The sequence below is a fragment of the Tatumella terrea genome (genome assembly GCF_039523755.1).
GTDB lineage: Bacteria > Pseudomonadota > Gammaproteobacteria > Enterobacterales > Enterobacteriaceae > Tatumella > Tatumella terrea.
Genome location: NZ_BAAAFX010000021.1, coordinates 82,081 through 99,738 on the forward strand (window position 1 = coordinate 82,081; position 17,658 = coordinate 99,738).

At 52.5% G+C, this 17,658-nt stretch carries 10 protein-coding genes; 2 read left to right on the forward strand and 8 right to left on the reverse strand.

The annotated features are described in order from the left end of the window. Positions 1 to 3: 3 nt before the first annotated feature. Both ABD035_RS16050 and ABD035_RS16055 read right to left on the reverse strand, forming a co-directional pair. Complete coding sequence (locus ABD035_RS16050) at positions 4 to 735, reverse strand: 4'-phosphopantetheinyl transferase family protein (RefSeq protein ID WP_343871187.1); 732 nt, start codon at positions 733 to 735, stop codon at positions 4 to 6. A gap of 39 nt (positions 736 to 774) precedes the next feature. Then, entirely contained in the window at positions 775 to 1,515 is a 741-nt protein-coding gene (locus ABD035_RS16055; protein WP_343871139.1) for a GNAT family N-acetyltransferase, read from the reverse strand. Between the two features lie 181 nt (positions 1,516 to 1,696). Here ABD035_RS16055 and ABD035_RS16060 point away from each other — a divergent pair, with 181 nt between their 5' ends. Both ABD035_RS16060 and ABD035_RS16065 read left to right on the forward strand, forming a co-directional pair. Beyond that, a complete protein-coding gene (locus tag ABD035_RS16060; RefSeq protein ID WP_343871140.1) occupies positions 1,697 to 2,599 on the forward strand; it encodes a LysR family transcriptional regulator in 903 nt (300 codons plus the stop codon). Positions 2,600 to 3,243: 644 nt separating this feature from the next. Continuing rightward, positions 3,244 to 3,657, forward strand: coding sequence for a DoxX family protein (locus ABD035_RS16065; protein ID WP_212713978.1), 414 nt, complete (start codon positions 3,244 to 3,246; stop codon positions 3,655 to 3,657). Between the two features lie 46 nt (positions 3,658 to 3,703). On the opposite strand, the gene bla is transcribed toward ABD035_RS16065, so the two are convergent. From bla to ABD035_RS16095, 6 genes are all read right to left on the reverse strand, one after another. Continuing rightward, complete coding sequence (bla, locus tag ABD035_RS16070; protein WP_343871142.1) at positions 3,704 to 4,597, reverse strand: class A beta-lactamase; 894 nt, start codon at positions 4,595 to 4,597, stop codon at positions 3,704 to 3,706. 172 nt (positions 4,598 to 4,769) lie between these two features. Next, positions 4,770 to 5,510 (reverse strand): SDR family oxidoreductase, encoded by a 741-nt coding sequence (locus ABD035_RS16075; RefSeq protein ID WP_343871143.1) that lies wholly within the window; start codon positions 5,508 to 5,510, stop codon positions 4,770 to 4,772. A gap of 166 nt (positions 5,511 to 5,676) precedes the next feature. Continuing rightward, on the reverse strand, positions 5,677 to 5,919 hold the full coding sequence (locus ABD035_RS16080; RefSeq protein WP_025903367.1) for a DinI family protein: 243 nt from the start codon (positions 5,917 to 5,919) through the stop codon (positions 5,677 to 5,679). A 241-nt stretch (positions 5,920 to 6,160) separates the two neighbouring features. Beyond that, a complete protein-coding gene (gene nifJ, locus ABD035_RS16085) occupies positions 6,161 to 9,670 on the reverse strand; it encodes a pyruvate:ferredoxin (flavodoxin) oxidoreductase (protein WP_343871144.1) in 3,510 nt (1,169 codons plus the stop codon). Between the two features lie 1,058 nt (positions 9,671 to 10,728). Continuing rightward, positions 10,729 to 15,696 carry an RHS repeat domain-containing protein gene (locus ABD035_RS16090; protein WP_343871145.1) on the reverse strand — a complete coding sequence of 1,656 codons (4,968 nt, stop codon included), beginning with the start codon at positions 15,694 to 15,696 and terminating at the stop codon, positions 10,729 to 10,731. Positions 15,697 to 15,779: 83 nt separating this feature from the next. Beyond that, complete coding sequence (locus ABD035_RS16095) at positions 15,780 to 16,955, reverse strand: hypothetical protein (RefSeq protein ID WP_343871146.1); 1,176 nt, start codon at positions 16,953 to 16,955, stop codon at positions 15,780 to 15,782. Between the last annotated feature and the right edge of the window lie 703 nt (positions 16,956 to 17,658).

Genomic DNA, 17,658 nt, shown 5'->3' on the forward strand with positions numbered 1-17,658 from the left:
GGGTCAGCCGGCCACTATCCAGCTAAACACCTGCGCCTCTGTACGCAGAAATCTCGCCGGGAATTCCCGGCCCTGAGGCAGTTCATCCCCCAGTCTCTCTCTCAGACGCAGAGACGCCTGGCCGGTGTCCGGGTCAAAGGCTGTAATTTCTGCCTGCATAAAATCAATATACTGGCGAACGACCGGCCACAGGGCTTTATACAGGCTCTCTTTCAGCGAAAAAAGCACCGTCACGGCCACAGTCCAGGGCAGTGCACAGGCTGTCAGCAGCAATTTTTCCTGTTCATTCATCAGTAAGTGGGTAATTTCATCGGCAGTTTGAGGGCTGACCCAGCTTTCCACATCACACCCTGCCAGCCGGCCCTGGTGATCAGCCAGTAAAAAAGCCGTTCCGGCACTATGGGATAAAGAACCGTTAAATCCTGCGGGCCAGCAGGGAGAACGATCTGCATTATTGGTGAGCACAAAGTCAGGGATGCCGTAGCGGGCAAAAACAGTACCCGCCAGCCACCGGCTGGCAAGATATTCGGCCTGACGTTTCGGTGAAGCGAGGCGGACAGCCTGCGGACAAGGGATCGAATATCGCCCGAAATCCCGGGGGTGATAATGAGCGAGATCGAATGTCACACTGGCCAGCAGGGGGGAAGTCCCGCTACTCACCCCCTGTGTCAGGAACTGTCCTGCGGGCAGGGAGAGCGGCTGGCCGGGGAGGGCATTATCCCCGGGGGAAATCATGTCCACGACGCTGCAGACCGGGCGGGAAACGACAGACGGCTAAGCACGCGGATCTGCCTGCGTTTGTGCCTGCTGGATCATTTGCTGTAACCGGAACTGTTGTTCTCCCTGTGCATTAAAATTATCTGCAGATAACCAGCGCTGAAAAGCTATTTTCAGTGCCGGCCAGTCACTGTCGATAACCGAAAACCAGGCCGTATCGCGGGAACGTCCTTTGTACACTACCGCCTGACGAAAAATGCCTTCAAACTGAAAACCTAACCGTGACGCCGCATTGCGGGAGGGGGCATTCAGACTGTCACACTTCCACTCATAACGACGATAGCTGAGTTCAGAAAATACATACTGCATCAGCAGGAACTGGGCTTCGGTGGATAAAAAGGTCCGCTGTAAGGAGGGTGAAAACATTACATTCCCCACTTCAGTGACCCCGTTTCTGACATCTGTCCGCATCAGTGAAAGCAGGCCAACGGCCTTTTCAGACCGCAGGTCAACGACGGCGAAAAAGAGCGGGTCACGGCTCGCAACTGCCGTACGGATAAAAGCACTGAAACTCTGCGGGTCATCGAAAGGACCGACGGACAGGTAGGTCCAAAAGGATGGACTACCGTTTGCCGGATGAAATGCCTGATAAAGGGAGTCTGCATGCTGTGTGGCATTTAGCGGTTCAAGACGGCAGTATTGCCCGGTCAGCGTGACCGGCTCAGGGAAAGTACGCGCCTGCCAGTTTACCAGCGCGGGGCCTGTCGGCTGCCCGAAAATATTCAGATTCTGTTCCATGCATGTTCCCAGTTTTTCATCATTCTGATTTAACATAGCCGCCGCTTTGCAAGAGTGCAATCGTTTCATGTCACCACAGGGATCCCTTGTTCAGCAGACAGATAGCGGCCGAAAAATGTTAAGCTGCCATCCGGGAACCGTCTGCGGATGGACGGTATCAGAGCTTACCGGAATCCTTGTTATGACTCTTGAAGATATGCGTATTTTTATCATGGTGGTGAATACCGGTAGTTTTACGGCCGCCGCTGAACGACTGATGCTTTCCAAACAGTTCGTCAGTCGCCGGGTCGCTGCATTAGAAACCCGGCTGGCGACACGTTTGCTGGTCCGGAACACCCGCCGCTTATCGGTCACTGATGTCGGACAGGTCTTCTTTCGCCATGCCAGCCGGATCCTTGATGAAGTCAGACAAACAGAAGAAGCGATCTCCCTGCGCCAGACCCGGCTGATGGGCAGTTTTAAGATAAGCCTGCCCCATATTTTTGGTCTGCGTCATGTCGCGCCGTTACTTTCCCGGTTTCAGCAGCAACACCCGGAGGTGACTCTGGCTATCGAAGTGAATGACCGGTTCGTTGACCTGGTGGGTGAAGGGGTCGATTTAGCCTTCAGAATTGGTGCTCTGGCAGATTCAGGCCTGATCGCGCGTCAACTGGACGTTCTGCCGATGGTTCTTTGTGCCAGTCCTTCTTACCTGCAGTCGGCCGGTGTTCCGCAGCATCCGGATGACCTGCTGAAGCATCCCTGTCTGCGCTATGGCCGTGAGGGACAACTGGGCTGGGAACTGACCGTTGCCGGACAACGTTATCCTGTCGCTGTCGGTGGTCCGGTAACCAGTAATAACGGGGAAGTGATCCGTGAGTCCGCCGAAGCCAGTTTGGGGATCGCGCTGCTACCGCATTTTGTGGTCGGCGAAGCTATCCGGCAGGGAAGACTGATCAGCATTCTTACGGATTTTACCCCACCGGGATTAACGCTGAATGCACTGTACCCTCAGCATCGCCAGCACAATCCGGTGATCCGCGCATTACTGACTTTTATCAGCGAGCAGCTTTTCCCCCTGCAGTCAGAGACAGAGGGCTCCTGATAGCCTCCTGCTACGACAAAAATGGCCTTAGCCAATGGCCGTCCTGCAAATAATCAGGCAAAGTTTTGCTGTATTTGTTCAAAAAAAATGAACGATCGCCGGCTGTCTCACTGACAGAGTGTACCGCTATCAGGGGATTCCTGTCTCAACCGATCGGGATTAATTTTATCATTAAAACATAATGTTAAATGAATATTTTCACTGTGCGATGACAGAGAAATGTTGTCTGCTGCAAAAATCAGAACGCTTCCATGAGGGATTGTCCACTGCAGGGGGACAGTCTGTCTTTTATGACGGATATTGATACTCAATTTAGTTGATGTACTATGACGACATTCCGCTGGCAAGGCAGAGGAATGAAATAATTTCCGGCTCATAAAGCGTCTGAGTGAGAGGGAAGATCAGGCCGGGTGAGTTACCCTGTGGCAGATCACCGATACAGGGTCACTTACGTTTCGCTGGCATAATCGTTCAGGTCACGGGTGCGGTTTAAAGCTGAAAGCGTGATTAACCGATAGTTTCCGCTACCACCGGGTACCGGACACTGTCATAAAAATATTATTAATCAGAATATTGATGCTTATATGCAGACTTTCCATACCGGTCAGTCGGAGAATAAGCACTTTTGAGGCGAGGGTCATACTATGCAATATCTGTCATTAGAAAAATACCGTAACGGTCTGCTGTTATTAGTCCGTATTCTGTTAATGGTTCTGTTTGTACTGTTCGGCTGGGAAAAACTGATCGGTTTTTCAGGCACGATTGGCTATATGGCTTCTGTCGGTGCGCCGTTACCTTCAGTGGCTGCAGCGGTTGCCGTTATCGTTGAGCTGGGCTTTGGTATCCTGATTATTGCCGGTTTCTATACCCGCCCGCTGGCGATTGTGCTGGCTGTTTATACGGTGATCACTGGTCTGATGGGCCATCAGTACTGGCATATGACCGGTATGGAGCAATATATGGCGATGATTAACTTCTATAAAAATATCAGTATTGCGGGGGGCTTCCTGGCGCTGGCGCTGACCGGTCCCGGCAAATATTCCATCGACCGCAAATAAACTAACTCAATGACTGAAACACCGGCCCCGGCCGGTGTTTTTTGTATTATGGCTTTGTCATTTTCCCTGGTATCGCGGTCAGGCCGCTGAACAGCGCAGCCCCTATGCCGGCAATTTTCCTGTTCAGTACGTCCATTTTTGCATCATTATCTGTGATATAGATGACCAGGATATGTGACGGTTTCCCGGCTGGCCCCGTTACCGCGATGATGCCGCGTGAGCCATGTTCACCGGCTCCCGATTTATCCGCAATAAACCAGCCCGCCGGAAGTACCTTGCGCAGAAGGGGCCCGGCGACCTGATCCGCAATCATCCAGTGCAGTAACTGTTGTTGTGAGGCGGCGGTCAGTATTTTACCGGTTAACAGATTGCGCAGCGTTTGTGCCATGGCTTCGGGTGTCGTTGTATCGCGCGGGTCGCCTGGCCGGGCTTCGTTCAACTCCGGCTCCTGACGATCAAGCCGCGTCATCGGGTCACCTGTCTGGCGTAAAAACCGGGTTAACCCCTGCGGTCCTCCGAGAGAGGAGAGCAGTAAATTAGCCGCTGTGTTGTCACTCATTGTGATGGCGGCATCGCATAATCCGGCAATAGTCATTCCCTCATTGAGATGTTGCTTCGTGACAGGTGAATACTTTTCCAGGTCCTGCTGATGATACCTTATGCGACGTCCTGGCTGCTCAAGCCCGGAATCAATGCGGGCTAATACCGCACCGCAGAGCAGGACTTTATAAGTACTCATCATCGGGAAACGTTCCCCTGAACGATAACTCTCACGAAGCGCGCCGGTGGCAAGATCCAGCTCAGCAACACCGGCCCGCGCATGTAACTGCTGTTCAGTTAATTTTGCCTGCTCCGCGGCAAGGCCGGGGGAGGCACTTGCCGGCAGGCAAAGGGCGCTCACTAACAGAGTCAGGGGCAGATAAACGTATTTCAAAGTCATATTTTCTCAGCGTGAGTTTAGGTGAGACCGATGAAGAGAAATGACACCCCCCGTATCATCTCCTGCTTAATTCGCGATGTGATATTCAGGCTCTCCCCGGCCAGGGTGTTTTTACGGAACGTGAAACGAGGACTTAGATGAGAGACATCCGTCTTATCCCGGGATTAATTCATTAATAATGAATTAATCCTCCGTCCACGGCGTACTGGCTTCCTGTCACGAAAGATGAATCGTCAGAGAGAAGAAACAACGCAACGGCGGCAGCTTCTTCCGCTGTGCCAATCCGGCCCAGAGGGACCTGGCTGACCACTGAACTTTCAAAGTTCTGACGCGATTCTTCAGACAAAAAGTGTCTGAAGTTGGTTTCGATGGGACCCGGGACTAACGTATTGGCTCTGATCTGGCGCTCTGCAAGGGCGGAGGCCCAGCTTTTCACCATAGCGATTACCGCGCCTTTAGTGGCAGCGTATAAACTCGTCATGGCCGCGCCTTCATAAACAGAAGACGATGAAGTCACCAGAACTGAACTATGAGTATTCAGAGACCCTGATAAGGCTGAGAGTTGTAACATCGGCCCGCGTACGTTGGTATTCATCATACGGTTAAATGTCTCTGCGGTAACTGACTCAGGAGAGCCAATTTCTGCAAATCCGGCATTCAGCCATAGCCCGTCAAGCATTCCCCATTGAAGAATCGATTCTCTTAGCTCTGAACTATCAGCTTCACCTCCGGCATCATTTTTGAGTATCAATGACGTGTCCGGGAGGATTTTCTTAGCCTGTTGTAAACGTTCCTGATGAAGTCCGGTAACCGCGACCTGGCCGCCTTCCTTTACTATGCGCAAGGCACCCGCTAATCCCATACCATTGGTCCCACCCGTGATCAGTATGCGCTTTCCTTCAAATCGTCTCATTATTCAGCCTGTTACCGTTAGTTTTCAGTATCAACCCTGGCGGATGATGTCATGGATATCGTTGTACATAGGACAGGGCGGGCAGCATCACTATCGGCCCGCCGGAAAGAGAGAGAGCGTGGGTAGGGGGACGAAGAAAACGTCACCTGATGCCCGGCGGAGGCGGTCAATAGTCGCTGACCAGCCACATATCAGATTCTTCGAACATCTCTTCCAGCATACGGTTCAGCTTTTCACGATCACTTTTGCTGGCATCACTGTTGAGGCCATTTGCCTGCATCGGTTTGACCCGCACGCTGGCCTCCGGAAAAATTTTATGCACCCGGCGGGTCAGTTCTTCCAGGATAATCTCTTTCGCGTTTTCTAAACCTTCGACATTGCGCTTATCGTATACTAATTCCACAAACATGGTCACTGCATCCGCTTACTGGTTATATAACCAGTAATTTAGCAGGAAATAGCAGCGTTAGCAGCTTTTTTATCCGTGCGGGCGGAAATAAAGACGGCAACGGGGATAGCGCCGGCACGGGAGGCCGGCGTTGGCATATCAGCGGCGGACGTCGCAAAAAAAACATGGGTTTTCGCAGCGACGCCGGTGTCCGCCTGCTGTGCTAAGACCCTGGGCCGTCTGAGGCAACGGCAGTCCGGCGCTATTTCTCAGCAAGTGTTGCCAGAAAATCATAGCGTCTTTGTAAATCTTCTGCCGCGTCTTTCCAAAGCTGTTCAGCGATTTCCGGCTGCTGTTGATTGAGACGCCGGAACCGCTGCTCATTGCCCAGCGTTTCTGCCAGTGCATCTGACGGAGGGCGTGAGTCCAGGCTCAGCGGCGGCTGACCGGTTTCACTGCGACGCGGATCGAAACGGTACAGGGGCCAGAAGCCGGTGGCTGTCAGCTGACGCATCTGGTCATGGCTCAGCGCCAGGTCATAGCCGTGTTCCTCACAGGGACTGTAAGCGATAACCAGAGACGGTCCCGGATAGGCCTCAGCTTCCTGAATAGCTTTCACTGTCTGGTTAAGCTGGGCTCCCAGTGAAATCTGAGCTACATACACATGTCCGTACATCATAATATTGACTCCAAGATCCTTGCGGGCCTTACGCTTGCCGTGCTCTCCGAACTTCGTCACCGCACCCAGCGGTGTCGCTTTTGAGGCCTGCCCGCCGGTATTGGAATAACACTGCGTATCCAGTACCAGCACGTTGACGTTCTCATCCATGCTGAGTACATGGTCCAGTCCGCCATAACCGATATCATAGGCCCAGCCATCGCCGCCGATAAGCCAGACTGACTTATCCACCAGCGCATCCGCATCCCGTTGCAGTTCTGCAGCCTGCGGGGCCGGCGCCCCGTCGAGTGCTGCCTGTAGTGCGGTTATCTGTTCGCGCCGCTGTTCTGTTTCCGCCGGTTGCTGTAATGCGGCAAATAATGTCTCCGGGACCAGCTTACGGCACTGGTCAAGTAAGCGTAACACCCGGTTTTTACGGTGATCGGTCGTCAGCCTGAACCCCAGACCAAATTCTGCGTTATCCTCAAACAATGAGTTAGCCCAGGCCGGTCCGCGCCCGTGACGATCGGTGGTATAGGGTGTGGAAGGGAGGTTACCGCCGTAAATTGATGAGCAGCCGGTGGCATTGGCAATCAATAGCCGATCCCCCCACAACTGTGTTAGCAGCTTGATATAAGGGGTTTCGCCACACCCGGAACAGGCTCCGGAATATTCCATCAACGGCGTGAGTAACTGTGACGTGCGTATATCAATCCGTTCCAGTTGCTGGCTCTGCATTTCCGGCAATCGCAGGAAGAACTCAAAGTGAGTTTTTTCTTCTTCGGCATGTTCCAGGTGCGGACGCATATTGATGGCTTTAATCTCCGGTTGCTGGCGATCTTTAGCCGGACACACCTCAACGCAGAGATTGCAGCCGGTGCAGTCCTCCGGGGCCACCTGCAGCACATATTTCCGGCCACGCATATCCCGGGACTTAACATCCAGTGATTGCAGGGAGACCGGGGCCTCATCCAGCGCTTCCGGTGCGACCACTTTGGCCCTGATCGCCGCATGAGGGCAGGCAGCGACGCAGTGATTACACTGAGTACAGAGGTCTGGCTTCCAGATGGGAATGTCGCTGGCAATGTTCCGTTTTTCCCACTGCGTGGTGCCGGAAGGCCAGGTACCGTCGGGGGGCAGGGCGGAAACCGGTAGTTTATCACCCAGACCGGCAAGCATGGCGGCAGTCACGGTTTTGACAAAGTCCGGTGCGGCCTCGGAGACCACAGGCGGACGTGGCCGGCTTGTGTCAGAGACCGGCTGCAGCGGTATTTCATGCAACGATCCCCGCGCCAGGGCCAGTGCCTGCCAGTTTTTTTCGACCAGTTCCTGACCTTTACTACGATAACTACGTTCGAGGGCCGCTTCCAGGGCCTGGCTGGCCTGTTCCCGGGGAATAACTTCGCTCAGACTGAAAAATGCCATCTGCATGACCGTATTAATACGTGCCCCCAGCCCGCACTTACGGGCTATCCGGGCGGCATTAATGGTAAAGAGCCTGGCCTGTCGTTGGTTCAGCACACTCTGAACTTCCCGGGGCAAGGTCTGCCAGACATTTTCCGGGGAATGTGGTGTGTTTAAGAGAAAGATCCCGCCGGGGCAGAGGTGTTCCGCCATCGGATATTTATCCAGAAACTGAGGCTGATGGCAGCCGACAAAACCGGCCTGACGGATCAGATAGGCTGATCGGATAGGGTGATCACTGACCCGTAAATGAGAAATAGTCAGCCCGCCGGCTTTTTTGGAGTCATAAACGAAGTACCCCTGGGCATAGTTGTCAGTATTTTCGCCGATGATGCGGATATTATTTTTGGTGGCAGAGACACTACCGTCACTGCCCAGCCCGTAGAACAGCGCTTCCATCTTCGCCAGTGAAGGCGGACGCTTTTCAGGTAATGGCAGTGAGAGGCGGGTCACATCATCATAAATACCGACGGTAAAACGGGGTTTCGGGGACGCTTTTTCCAGTTCACTGAAGATAGCCAGTACGCATTCCGGGTCAAATTCTTTAGAGGACAGTCCATAGCGGCCTCCGGAAATGCGGGGCAATGCCTGCCGTTCACCGCGGCTGACCGCATCCGCCAGTGCGCTGATAACATCCAGGCAAAGAGGCTCGGCTGGCGCACCCGGCTCTTTCGTTCTGTCCAGCACGGCAATCGTGCGCACAGTCTGAGGCAGTTTTGCCAGCAGATGTGCGGCAGAGAAGGGCCGGTATAAGCGGACTTTCAGCACGCCGACTTTCTCTCCCCGGCCCAGTAACAGGTCGGTGACCTCTTCACAGGTACCGCCCGCCGAACCCATGATGATAATGACCCGTTCGGCCTGCGGATGACCATAATAATCGAAGGGCGCGTAGTGGCGGCCGGTGAGTGAGGCAAACTGCTGCATGGTCTCTTCCACATGTCCGCAGACGGCATCATACCAGGGGTTTGTTGCTTCACGGGACTGGAAGTAGGTGTCCGGGTTGGCGGATGTCCCGCGGATCACCGGCCGCTCAGGGTTAAGACCTCTGGCCCGATGTTCATTTATCGCCTGTTGTGGCAGCAGGGTTTTCAGCGTTTCATCGCTTAGCGGGATAATCTTGTTCAGTTCATGAGAGGTCCGGAATCCGTCGAAAAAGTGGATAAACGGCACCCGGCTCTTCAGCGTTGCGGCATGCGAGATAATGGCAAAATCCTGTGCTTCCTGCACACTACCGGCACACAGCATAGCGCAACCGGTTTGCCTGACCGCCATGACATCTGAATGATCACCAAAGATGGAGAGCGCATGCGTGGCCACCGTTCTGGCCGCCACATGCAATACAAAAGGCATCAGCTGGCCGCCCAGTTTATACAGGGTAGGGATCATCAGTAATAATCCCTGAGAGGACGTAAAGGATGTTGCCAGCCCGCCGGTCTGTAATGCGCCATGAACGGTACCGATGGCTCCGGCTTCTGATTGCATCTCCACCACCCGTGGAATATCTCCCCAGAGATTACGCTTACCGTGACCTGACCAGGCATCGGCCTGTTCCGCCATCGCAGAACTGGGGGTGATCGGGTAAATACCAATAATCTCACTGCATTTAAACGCGACTGCCGCGACCGCGCTGTTGCCATCTGTTGTTATCATTGCTCACCTGAAAATGTGTCATTATTTTTCAGGATCGTATCCCGCGCTCATTAAGACGTGTTTTAAATCGTGCTATCAGTGTGGATTCGGGTGCGATCGTCTTCAAAGAACGGTTGGCGCGTAGCCAGCTGGCCGGTATCACATAATGCACAGGGACAGGGACAGGGACAGGGACAGGGACAGGAGAGGATTCGGGTAATGGCGGGGGATATCCGTGACGTTTCGGCGACAGGTTACGGTCGGAGACTTGTGAGCCTGGCTGCGGGAGCTCCGCACTCTTTGTGACGCGTCCTGATGTCATCGCTGGTTTCGTGGATCGCCGGCTCACGGGCAGACATCTTTCACAGTGCGACCGGCTTCAACAGACTGCAGAACAGTGATCAATGGGGGTTCAGTCAATCGGGCTTCACGCTTAGCGATCTCCTGCGGGGGATATCGGTAAGATGTCAGAAGACCTTAGCCACCTTTAGGGGCAGTGAAGAAAAACGGCTGGCAATCTCCTGGATGTCAGAGGAGACATGACTTCGCCATGTATTACCTCCAGCTTCGTTGTCCGGGTTCTGTCTGATGGAATCCTCACATTTTTACCCTCGCCTTCCGGATGGGTTATTATTTAACTTGCTATTTTTAATATCTTTTTTAAGTCGCCGGTCATCTGGTTCAGGCACTATTCGTGCTGTCTCTGTTTCGCCAGACATCGAACATCATTTCGAAAATTAGCCACAGTTGATGGCACCCCTGCTGCACTGTTCAGATACGGGGGACCGGTGGCGGCCTGTTTAAGAAGGGGGGAATCTGGCTGTTCTCAAAACGTGAATATTTCGAAAAACAGCCACAGCTGTTGACTGGTTCTCTGTACTGTTCAGAAACGGGGGACCGGCTGCGGCCTGTTTTAAACGGGTGTAAATCGGATTGTCGGTAAATGTGAACGTTGCATAGACATCCCCCTGCATCAGGTTGCAGAAAACTCCGCTTAAGAGCGCGCCCCGATTCAGGGGGATGGTCTGGCAACGTTATCAGATTTTTATCATTTTCGGATAAAATGGGCCGGTACAACGTTATACTACCTTTGGATAAAATGTCCTCGGAGCAGATCTATGCAAATCCATGCCGAAGCATCTTCGAAAGTCATCGTTGCTCAGACTGGCTTTAACAAAATATTTCGGATTTTGCATATGATTCAGACTGGGTGATGCTATCGGGTTCTTAGAATATCCAATCACAGGCCTGCCTAATTCATCCGCGAGGGCCTGTGCAGCTTGTTGCTTCGCATAACAGCTGAGTAAATGTACTGGCCCGGTTCTTCCACTGCCTGCATATAAATCAACATTGAGATCGCTCTTCATGGCTGATGCCAGGCTGGCCGGCGTTATCCACCGGGTATCTATGGTGTTCTGGTATCTTCCCCCCCAAGGTTTTTCAGAAACTTTTGTTCCAACGAGTAATTTACCTTCTTCATTGCCATGAAGCACGAACGCATCTTCCCCTGTCCCTCTGAAACTATTGGTATACCCGCGGGGAAACTCTTTGCCATTATTAAGTTCCAGATCTAAAACCATACTGATGCCTTTGATCCTCTGAGTCTTCACTCTTTTTATCCCCCCTTTAAGCCCGGCCGCCAGCCCGGCCGCCAGTCCGGTCGCGCCCAGCCCCAGTGATACCCATCCTAATATTGCTGATTCCCGGGGGTTTTTATCCTCTACTGCGCCGCTCGCAATACCGGTCACGTCAGCGACAACCCCCGCAGTTCCCAGTGTCAGCGCCATTGCCGACGCTGAACCTATTGCCGCTGTCACCGCATTCGCTGTTGATACTGCCGCCCCGGTCTCAAGTGTTGTCGTCAACGCTAGCGCGATGGATGTCGCCGTCACCGAAAGACCTGCCGTGACCGCTGCCCCCAGTAACCCCAGAATACCCAGGCCTATGCCCAGTCCTCCCATCCAGCTCATATGCCCGGTAGGATCGGTAAAGTTGATGGGATCACCCGCGCAGTAGGCATAGGGGTTAATCCCTCCTGTGTCAAACGGGCTCAGGCTGTCCGGACAGTGGAAGCGCATCAGCACCGGATTATAGGCCCGGTAGCCGTTCCCCAGAGAGTAACAGCCACTCAGCGGATCGATCCGCTCACCATTAAAACCGGTCAGTAAATTGACAGCATCACCGCTACCATAGGGGGACCAGCCGTGCAGTTGTACTTCTTCAGCCCCGCGACGTGACCATACCGGACTATCCTTATGATCCACGGCCGTCAGTGTGGTCCCATGACTGTCGTTTATGCCCAGGCTGCTGTGCCCATTTTTCAGCAGCCGGATTTCCCGCCCCTGTTCTGTGAGCACTTCATTCACCAGTTCACTTCCCCGGTAATAGAGCTGGCGGGTATCTCCGATGCTGACTTGCTGGCTGATAAGCTTATTCAGCGCATCGTAGCCGTAAGTCCCTGAACCTTTATCATTATCACTTATCCCGATCAGACGCCCTGTTACGTCATAGGTCAGCGTTCGTGCCGCCTCGTCTTTTATCATCCGCCCGCAGGCGTCGTATTGCAGATCAATGACCTGCGGATAGGCAGGGTGGGTGTGCGTCACCCGGGAAAGCTGCATCGGATCCCACTTATTCTGATAATGGAATGTCGCGATATCCGTGGTGCCGTCTGCCAGAGTGGTGACGACTTCGGTCAGATTGTTCAGTGCATCATATTGATAGGTTTGGGCAGCCAGCAGATAGCCGTAAGCATCCGGCGGCGGCATGCTTCCGCTGACGGTATAGCGGGTCAGCCGGTTGCGGCTGTCATAATCATACTGTTCATCTTTCAGTATTGTTCCCGCCTGCCGGGTCAGTCGCGTACTCATCAGCCCGTTCAGCAGCCAGATCTGCTCCACGGTCAGTGTATTGCCGGCGTCATCCGTCAGTGTGCGTGTAATTTCCTTGTTGAAGTCATCATAGGCCAGTCGGGTAGTCAGAGACGTGCCGGCAACAGGGTCACTCACAACCTGAGTGGTCAGCCTTTTCATGGCGTCGTAGTCCAGAGTCACCGTCAGGCTGTCATCGGTTATCCCCGTGATCATGCCATACTCATTGTGTATATAACGGGTTTGACTGCCTGTGACATCGGTATAGGCTAACGCCTCTCCGGTTAAGGTGCTTATATAGTCGGCCTGGCGTGGGTTATCCTGCCGGATGAATCGTTCCTGTTTAAGATTTCCTGAGCAGTTCCATATGTTCACATCTTCCGTATCGCCCTCTGTTGCCTTCAGCAAGTCACCGGTCAGGGGATCGTATTCAAATTTTTGTGTGAGTCCTCCGGCCGTCAGACTGGCCACCGCATCACTCAGCTCCGGAATGTAGGTATAAAGCAGGGTCTCTCCTGATGGCAGGGTCACCTTAGATGGCACCTGAGAAGCGTCATTGTAGTCATACGTGGTTATCCGCCCGCCGACAGCTTCCTGCGTGAGGCGGCCCAGACTGTCATATTCCCGCGTGCCCACTGTCCGGGCCTGTGTCTCCCCGGTATCGTCCGGGCCGGTTATCCGGATAAGGGTGACCTGGCTGTCACTGAGATGCGCGGCATACTCCCGTTCGACTATCGTGCCATCGGCTAATTCACGACGGGCTTCCCGGCCGAAGTTATCGTAGTCATACCGGGTGATATTGCCACGCTCATCTTCCTCCTCCCGTAACCGGTTCAGCCCGTCATAGACATACTTCTGCACCCCTTGTTCAGCGCCCGCGGCGTCCTGCATCTCTTTACGTACCGGAAGCTGTGATTGAGTATCCAGGATGGTTATCGTGCTGCCACTGACCGTCTGGCTTTCTGTCGCACCGCCCTGAGAGTACTGTCGGGTAACCAGCTGAACAGGATTTGTTTCCGTGAGTAGTCGGGTGTGGTCTGAGAAGGACAACTGCGACTGGTTCCCCCAATGGTCATATCCGGCGCTGACCTTCACGACGAAATTTTCGGGTGTGTCTGTGCCCGTCGTCTTCCAGTCCTGTCCTGCGCCGGTCTGATATTGCCCCAGTGCATTGTACTGCCTCGAGATAATATCAAACCACCGTTGGGTATTGTCTGTGTCGAATCGTTGCTCGCTGATATCCCGCCCACTGCCATCAAAGTGATACCGTACCTGATTACCGACGGCATCTTTCCCGGTGGTGGCGGGACCGTTTTTATCAATACTATATTCCCAGCGATAGGTATTTTCATAAAGGGTGCCACTGGCCATCGTTCTGGTCAGCGGTCTGCCCAGCAGATCATAGGTATGCACTGTCGTCACACTCTGTGCATCCGTTTCGCTGAACACCAGGCCGGATAAGGCAGATTGAGTGCATCGGGAGGTAGCGGTCAGCCCGTCATGGCCGGTAAACGTTATCGTCTGATCTATCAGACCGTTGCTGACATGGGTCACAAAATCCTGCCGGCGGGTATAGGACTGTTGCTGGTCATAGTTGACGTCAACCAGTGCGGTGATCCGCCCAAATTCACTACTTTTACTGTCCGTATTATAAGCGGTCGTGCGCACTGACAGTTTTACAGCCCCGCTAAAGAGGGTCTGGGAGGTTTGAACAATATAATCTGTATCGCCCAGCAGACCATAGGTAAAGGTCTTTGTTTGTTGCGGTGCGTCATCATAATCACTACTGCGGGGCGTGGTTACCGCACTTTTCAGAAAACGTACAAAACCGTAGAGTGCGGGCGGGCAGTTATCCCCGTCACCCTCAGCCGGATAGAACTCATAGACCGTCGTCGTGCCATCAGGGGACTTAAGGCGCACGGGGTTCCCCTGGTCATCAAACTCAGTCAGGGTTATTTCTGAACGGGACTGTTCTCCCTCAGGAAGTGACGTGTCTGTCCAGGTGGTCGTCTGCGTTGCTGGCATCTGAAACTGAGGCGGCTGGGCATCAATGAAGTATCCCTCTTGAGCGTAATATGTCGTCAGAGTCTGATGTACGCTGCTCCCACGGGTCACGGTTTCCGCGATCTGCAGGTGATAGTTATTGTAGGTTCGCTCGGTGATGACGTGGGTATCGCCATCTGAAAGGGTTTCCGTGGAGCCATACTGGTAGTCCGTTAGCGTGGTATAGATGTAATCGCTGTCCGGATCCCAGTCACCGAAATTTCCGTTATAACCCAGAAAATTTTCGGTTGTATAGGCAAATTGCCGTAGTGTATCTGGCTGACCTGCGCCAGGGCTACGGATATGGGTGATAACCGCCGGCAAACGACCGGTGATGCCGTAGGCCTCCGGGTACATTAAGCCGTTTATCTGACTGTATTGCACCTCATCAGTCATGCCGGTCGGGTAAGTGACTCCGGTCAGCAACAGGTTTTGCGAGCCGTCGACGTTGTCGTAACTAAAATACCAGTCCAGGCTTTCGTCCTCTGAAATCTGGCGGGTCAGAGTGTCAAGCTGTGTGTTATTGAGGAACCCGAGCACGACCCGGTATTCTTCGTCAGTGTCCGGCCAGACGATTATCTCTGTGGTATTGTTATACCCGATACTGCACAGGGGAGTCGTTTCATCGTTGATCTGCGTCAGCAGTGGATACTGACCGCTCCAGCCCCAGTCGAGCGTAAGTGTCCGGCCCAGTGGGGAGATAATCCGGGTCGTAACAAAATTGTTCTCTGCCACAAAGGTCAATCGTTCCTGTTTGCCCTCTTTCCAGATAACGGTATAGCCGTCAGCATCGTCCTGTCCGTTGGTGTAGGAAAAGCGAAAGTTTTTGAGCCGCTGATTACGAACGGTGTCTGAACCTGGTGCTACGCGGTATTTTTCGCCATTGCTGAGTTCCAGCAGGTTAGTGCGGTTATCGAACTGCGTTAGTCCGACAGAGAAACCACGGCCAAAACCGTAATTGTTGTTATTCAGGGGAGAATAACTGAGTATCAGGGACACGTCGGGTCCCATCAGGTGGTTACCGGTCAGGGTAGCCACCGGGAAATTCACAGTAAACTGACCTGTACGTACATCAACGTCCGTCTGCAGGGCGCTAATAAAATTTCCGCTCTGCGTGGAGAAATTTTCGTTCATATAAACCTCATTTCTCTTTTGTATAAAGTCGTGGTTACAGACAGGTAAACTAAATCTGTAATGTGAAGTGCACTCTATTAATTTCAGGCGTTAACATGTAAGGACGGCCAGGAGGAATCGTCGACCGTGATGGAGACAGTTCCCGAATTACCATATTCATCCGTCACATGAACACGGATATCTTTTCCGCTGTCTGACCAGTTCTGCTGATAAGCATCATTTCGCGGGGTGCGGTGATTACAGATACGCACGGTAATCACGCCATCGGGTAAATCTTCTTTCCAGTAATGGCGGGAATCATTCTTGCCTATCGTGTAATAATAATTTTCACCCCCGCATCGGGTATGAATACTGTTATCACCAAGCAGACCATATTCTTTTCTGTTAACAAAGATAAAGGTCGCATCATAATTTCCACCCCCCACTCCCCAGACGGTATCGCATCCGCCACCGGCCAGATTGAAACCGGCACCGACAGTCGGGGATAACACATTCATTTTAATGAATTTAAAATTTTCCTGTGCAGGGCTTATTACCGCTGTCGCTTTGCTGCTCGTTCCTTCATAGTTATTGTAAGTAATCCCTGCCCAGTTATTATGAATAACCAGCATATCGCCAACGACGGTATGAAACGATTGAAAAGAGGTCGTATTATTATCTAACCTGACATTTTTACTCAGGCTGTAGTCGATGCTCTCCAGGGCCCGGACATGAACAAATGACGGTGCTTTAAATACCGAACCCCCGTTTCCTCCCGGTGAGTTATGCGTGCTGGTGCCATATTCCGTAGTATTAAATTCACCCACGCCAGGAATATTTATACCCACACCGATATCAAGTCCGGAAGATAACTTGCTGGCCGAAATATAGAAGATCACATTAAAGGAATTATCTTTTGTCGGTGGTTGTGGATTGTTTTTTATATCGTGTTGTGGATCATTTAATGCAGAGCCAAAGTTTACCGGGTCTGAATATCCCTTATCCACCGCGGAGTAAATCCAGGGGGGGTTGTAAGAAGGTTGCGTTCCTCGCCAGTTTAACTTTTCTCCTGTCTGATAATTGATCAGGTGCGTTTTATCCTCGAGTTCATCATAAGGGATATTCAGTGGCTTATTATCCTTACCAATCACAGTGACACGAACAGCAACAGCAACCTGATTATTACCGTTTCCATAAATGGTGGCGTTTTTTGCCGCTGAGTTTTTCTCAAACTTAATTTCGAGGACCGAAAGTCTGTAAAAATCATCCCATACACTCATATAATCACCTTTTCGCGGGAACATGCTTATCACGCCTTTTGCGGAATTGGATACCAGGGTTCCTTAAGGCGCTTCGGTTTAACCCTGCTTCTCCCTGCATCCGGATAAAGTGATAAATGGCGTATGCAGAGGCAGACAAGCTAAAGGTTGTTCAAATACTATCCTTGCTGGTTGAATTTTGAACAGTGGAAATAAGCACCACAATCTACCCGTCTAAACAGGATTGAGTGAAACCCGATACCTGTTTTTAGGTGCCGGCAGAGGATAGTGGCACAGTGTGTAAAGGTTGAATTGATCGACATTTCCGGAAGGAAAGGATTGAAATAGCAGGGTGAAAGCATGGGCTATCCCTGCCTGTTGATGCGGCAAACGGAAGTTTCTGCGGGGCAACTCCGCATTCTTCTCTGTCGGGGCAACAGAGTGTTATCGCCTTATCTTTGAAGAGCCACCGTAACACGTCAGACGCTGTCCGGGACGGCAGGGCAGCCGCAGCTGAAGTATCGCTGTCTGCTTCCTTCGCGCTGAAATGTTTCCATGATGTTTATTACTCACAAACCTTGCCAATGAGACAACATTCTCCCCGAACGACTCAACAGCTTCAGCGTTAGCGTTACTCTGTCAGCGACCGGACCGGTAACGGGTCTGCAGTTAATCATACGGCCGATGGTGACCCCGGAATTTTCAGTGCTAATGTCAAAAAGAT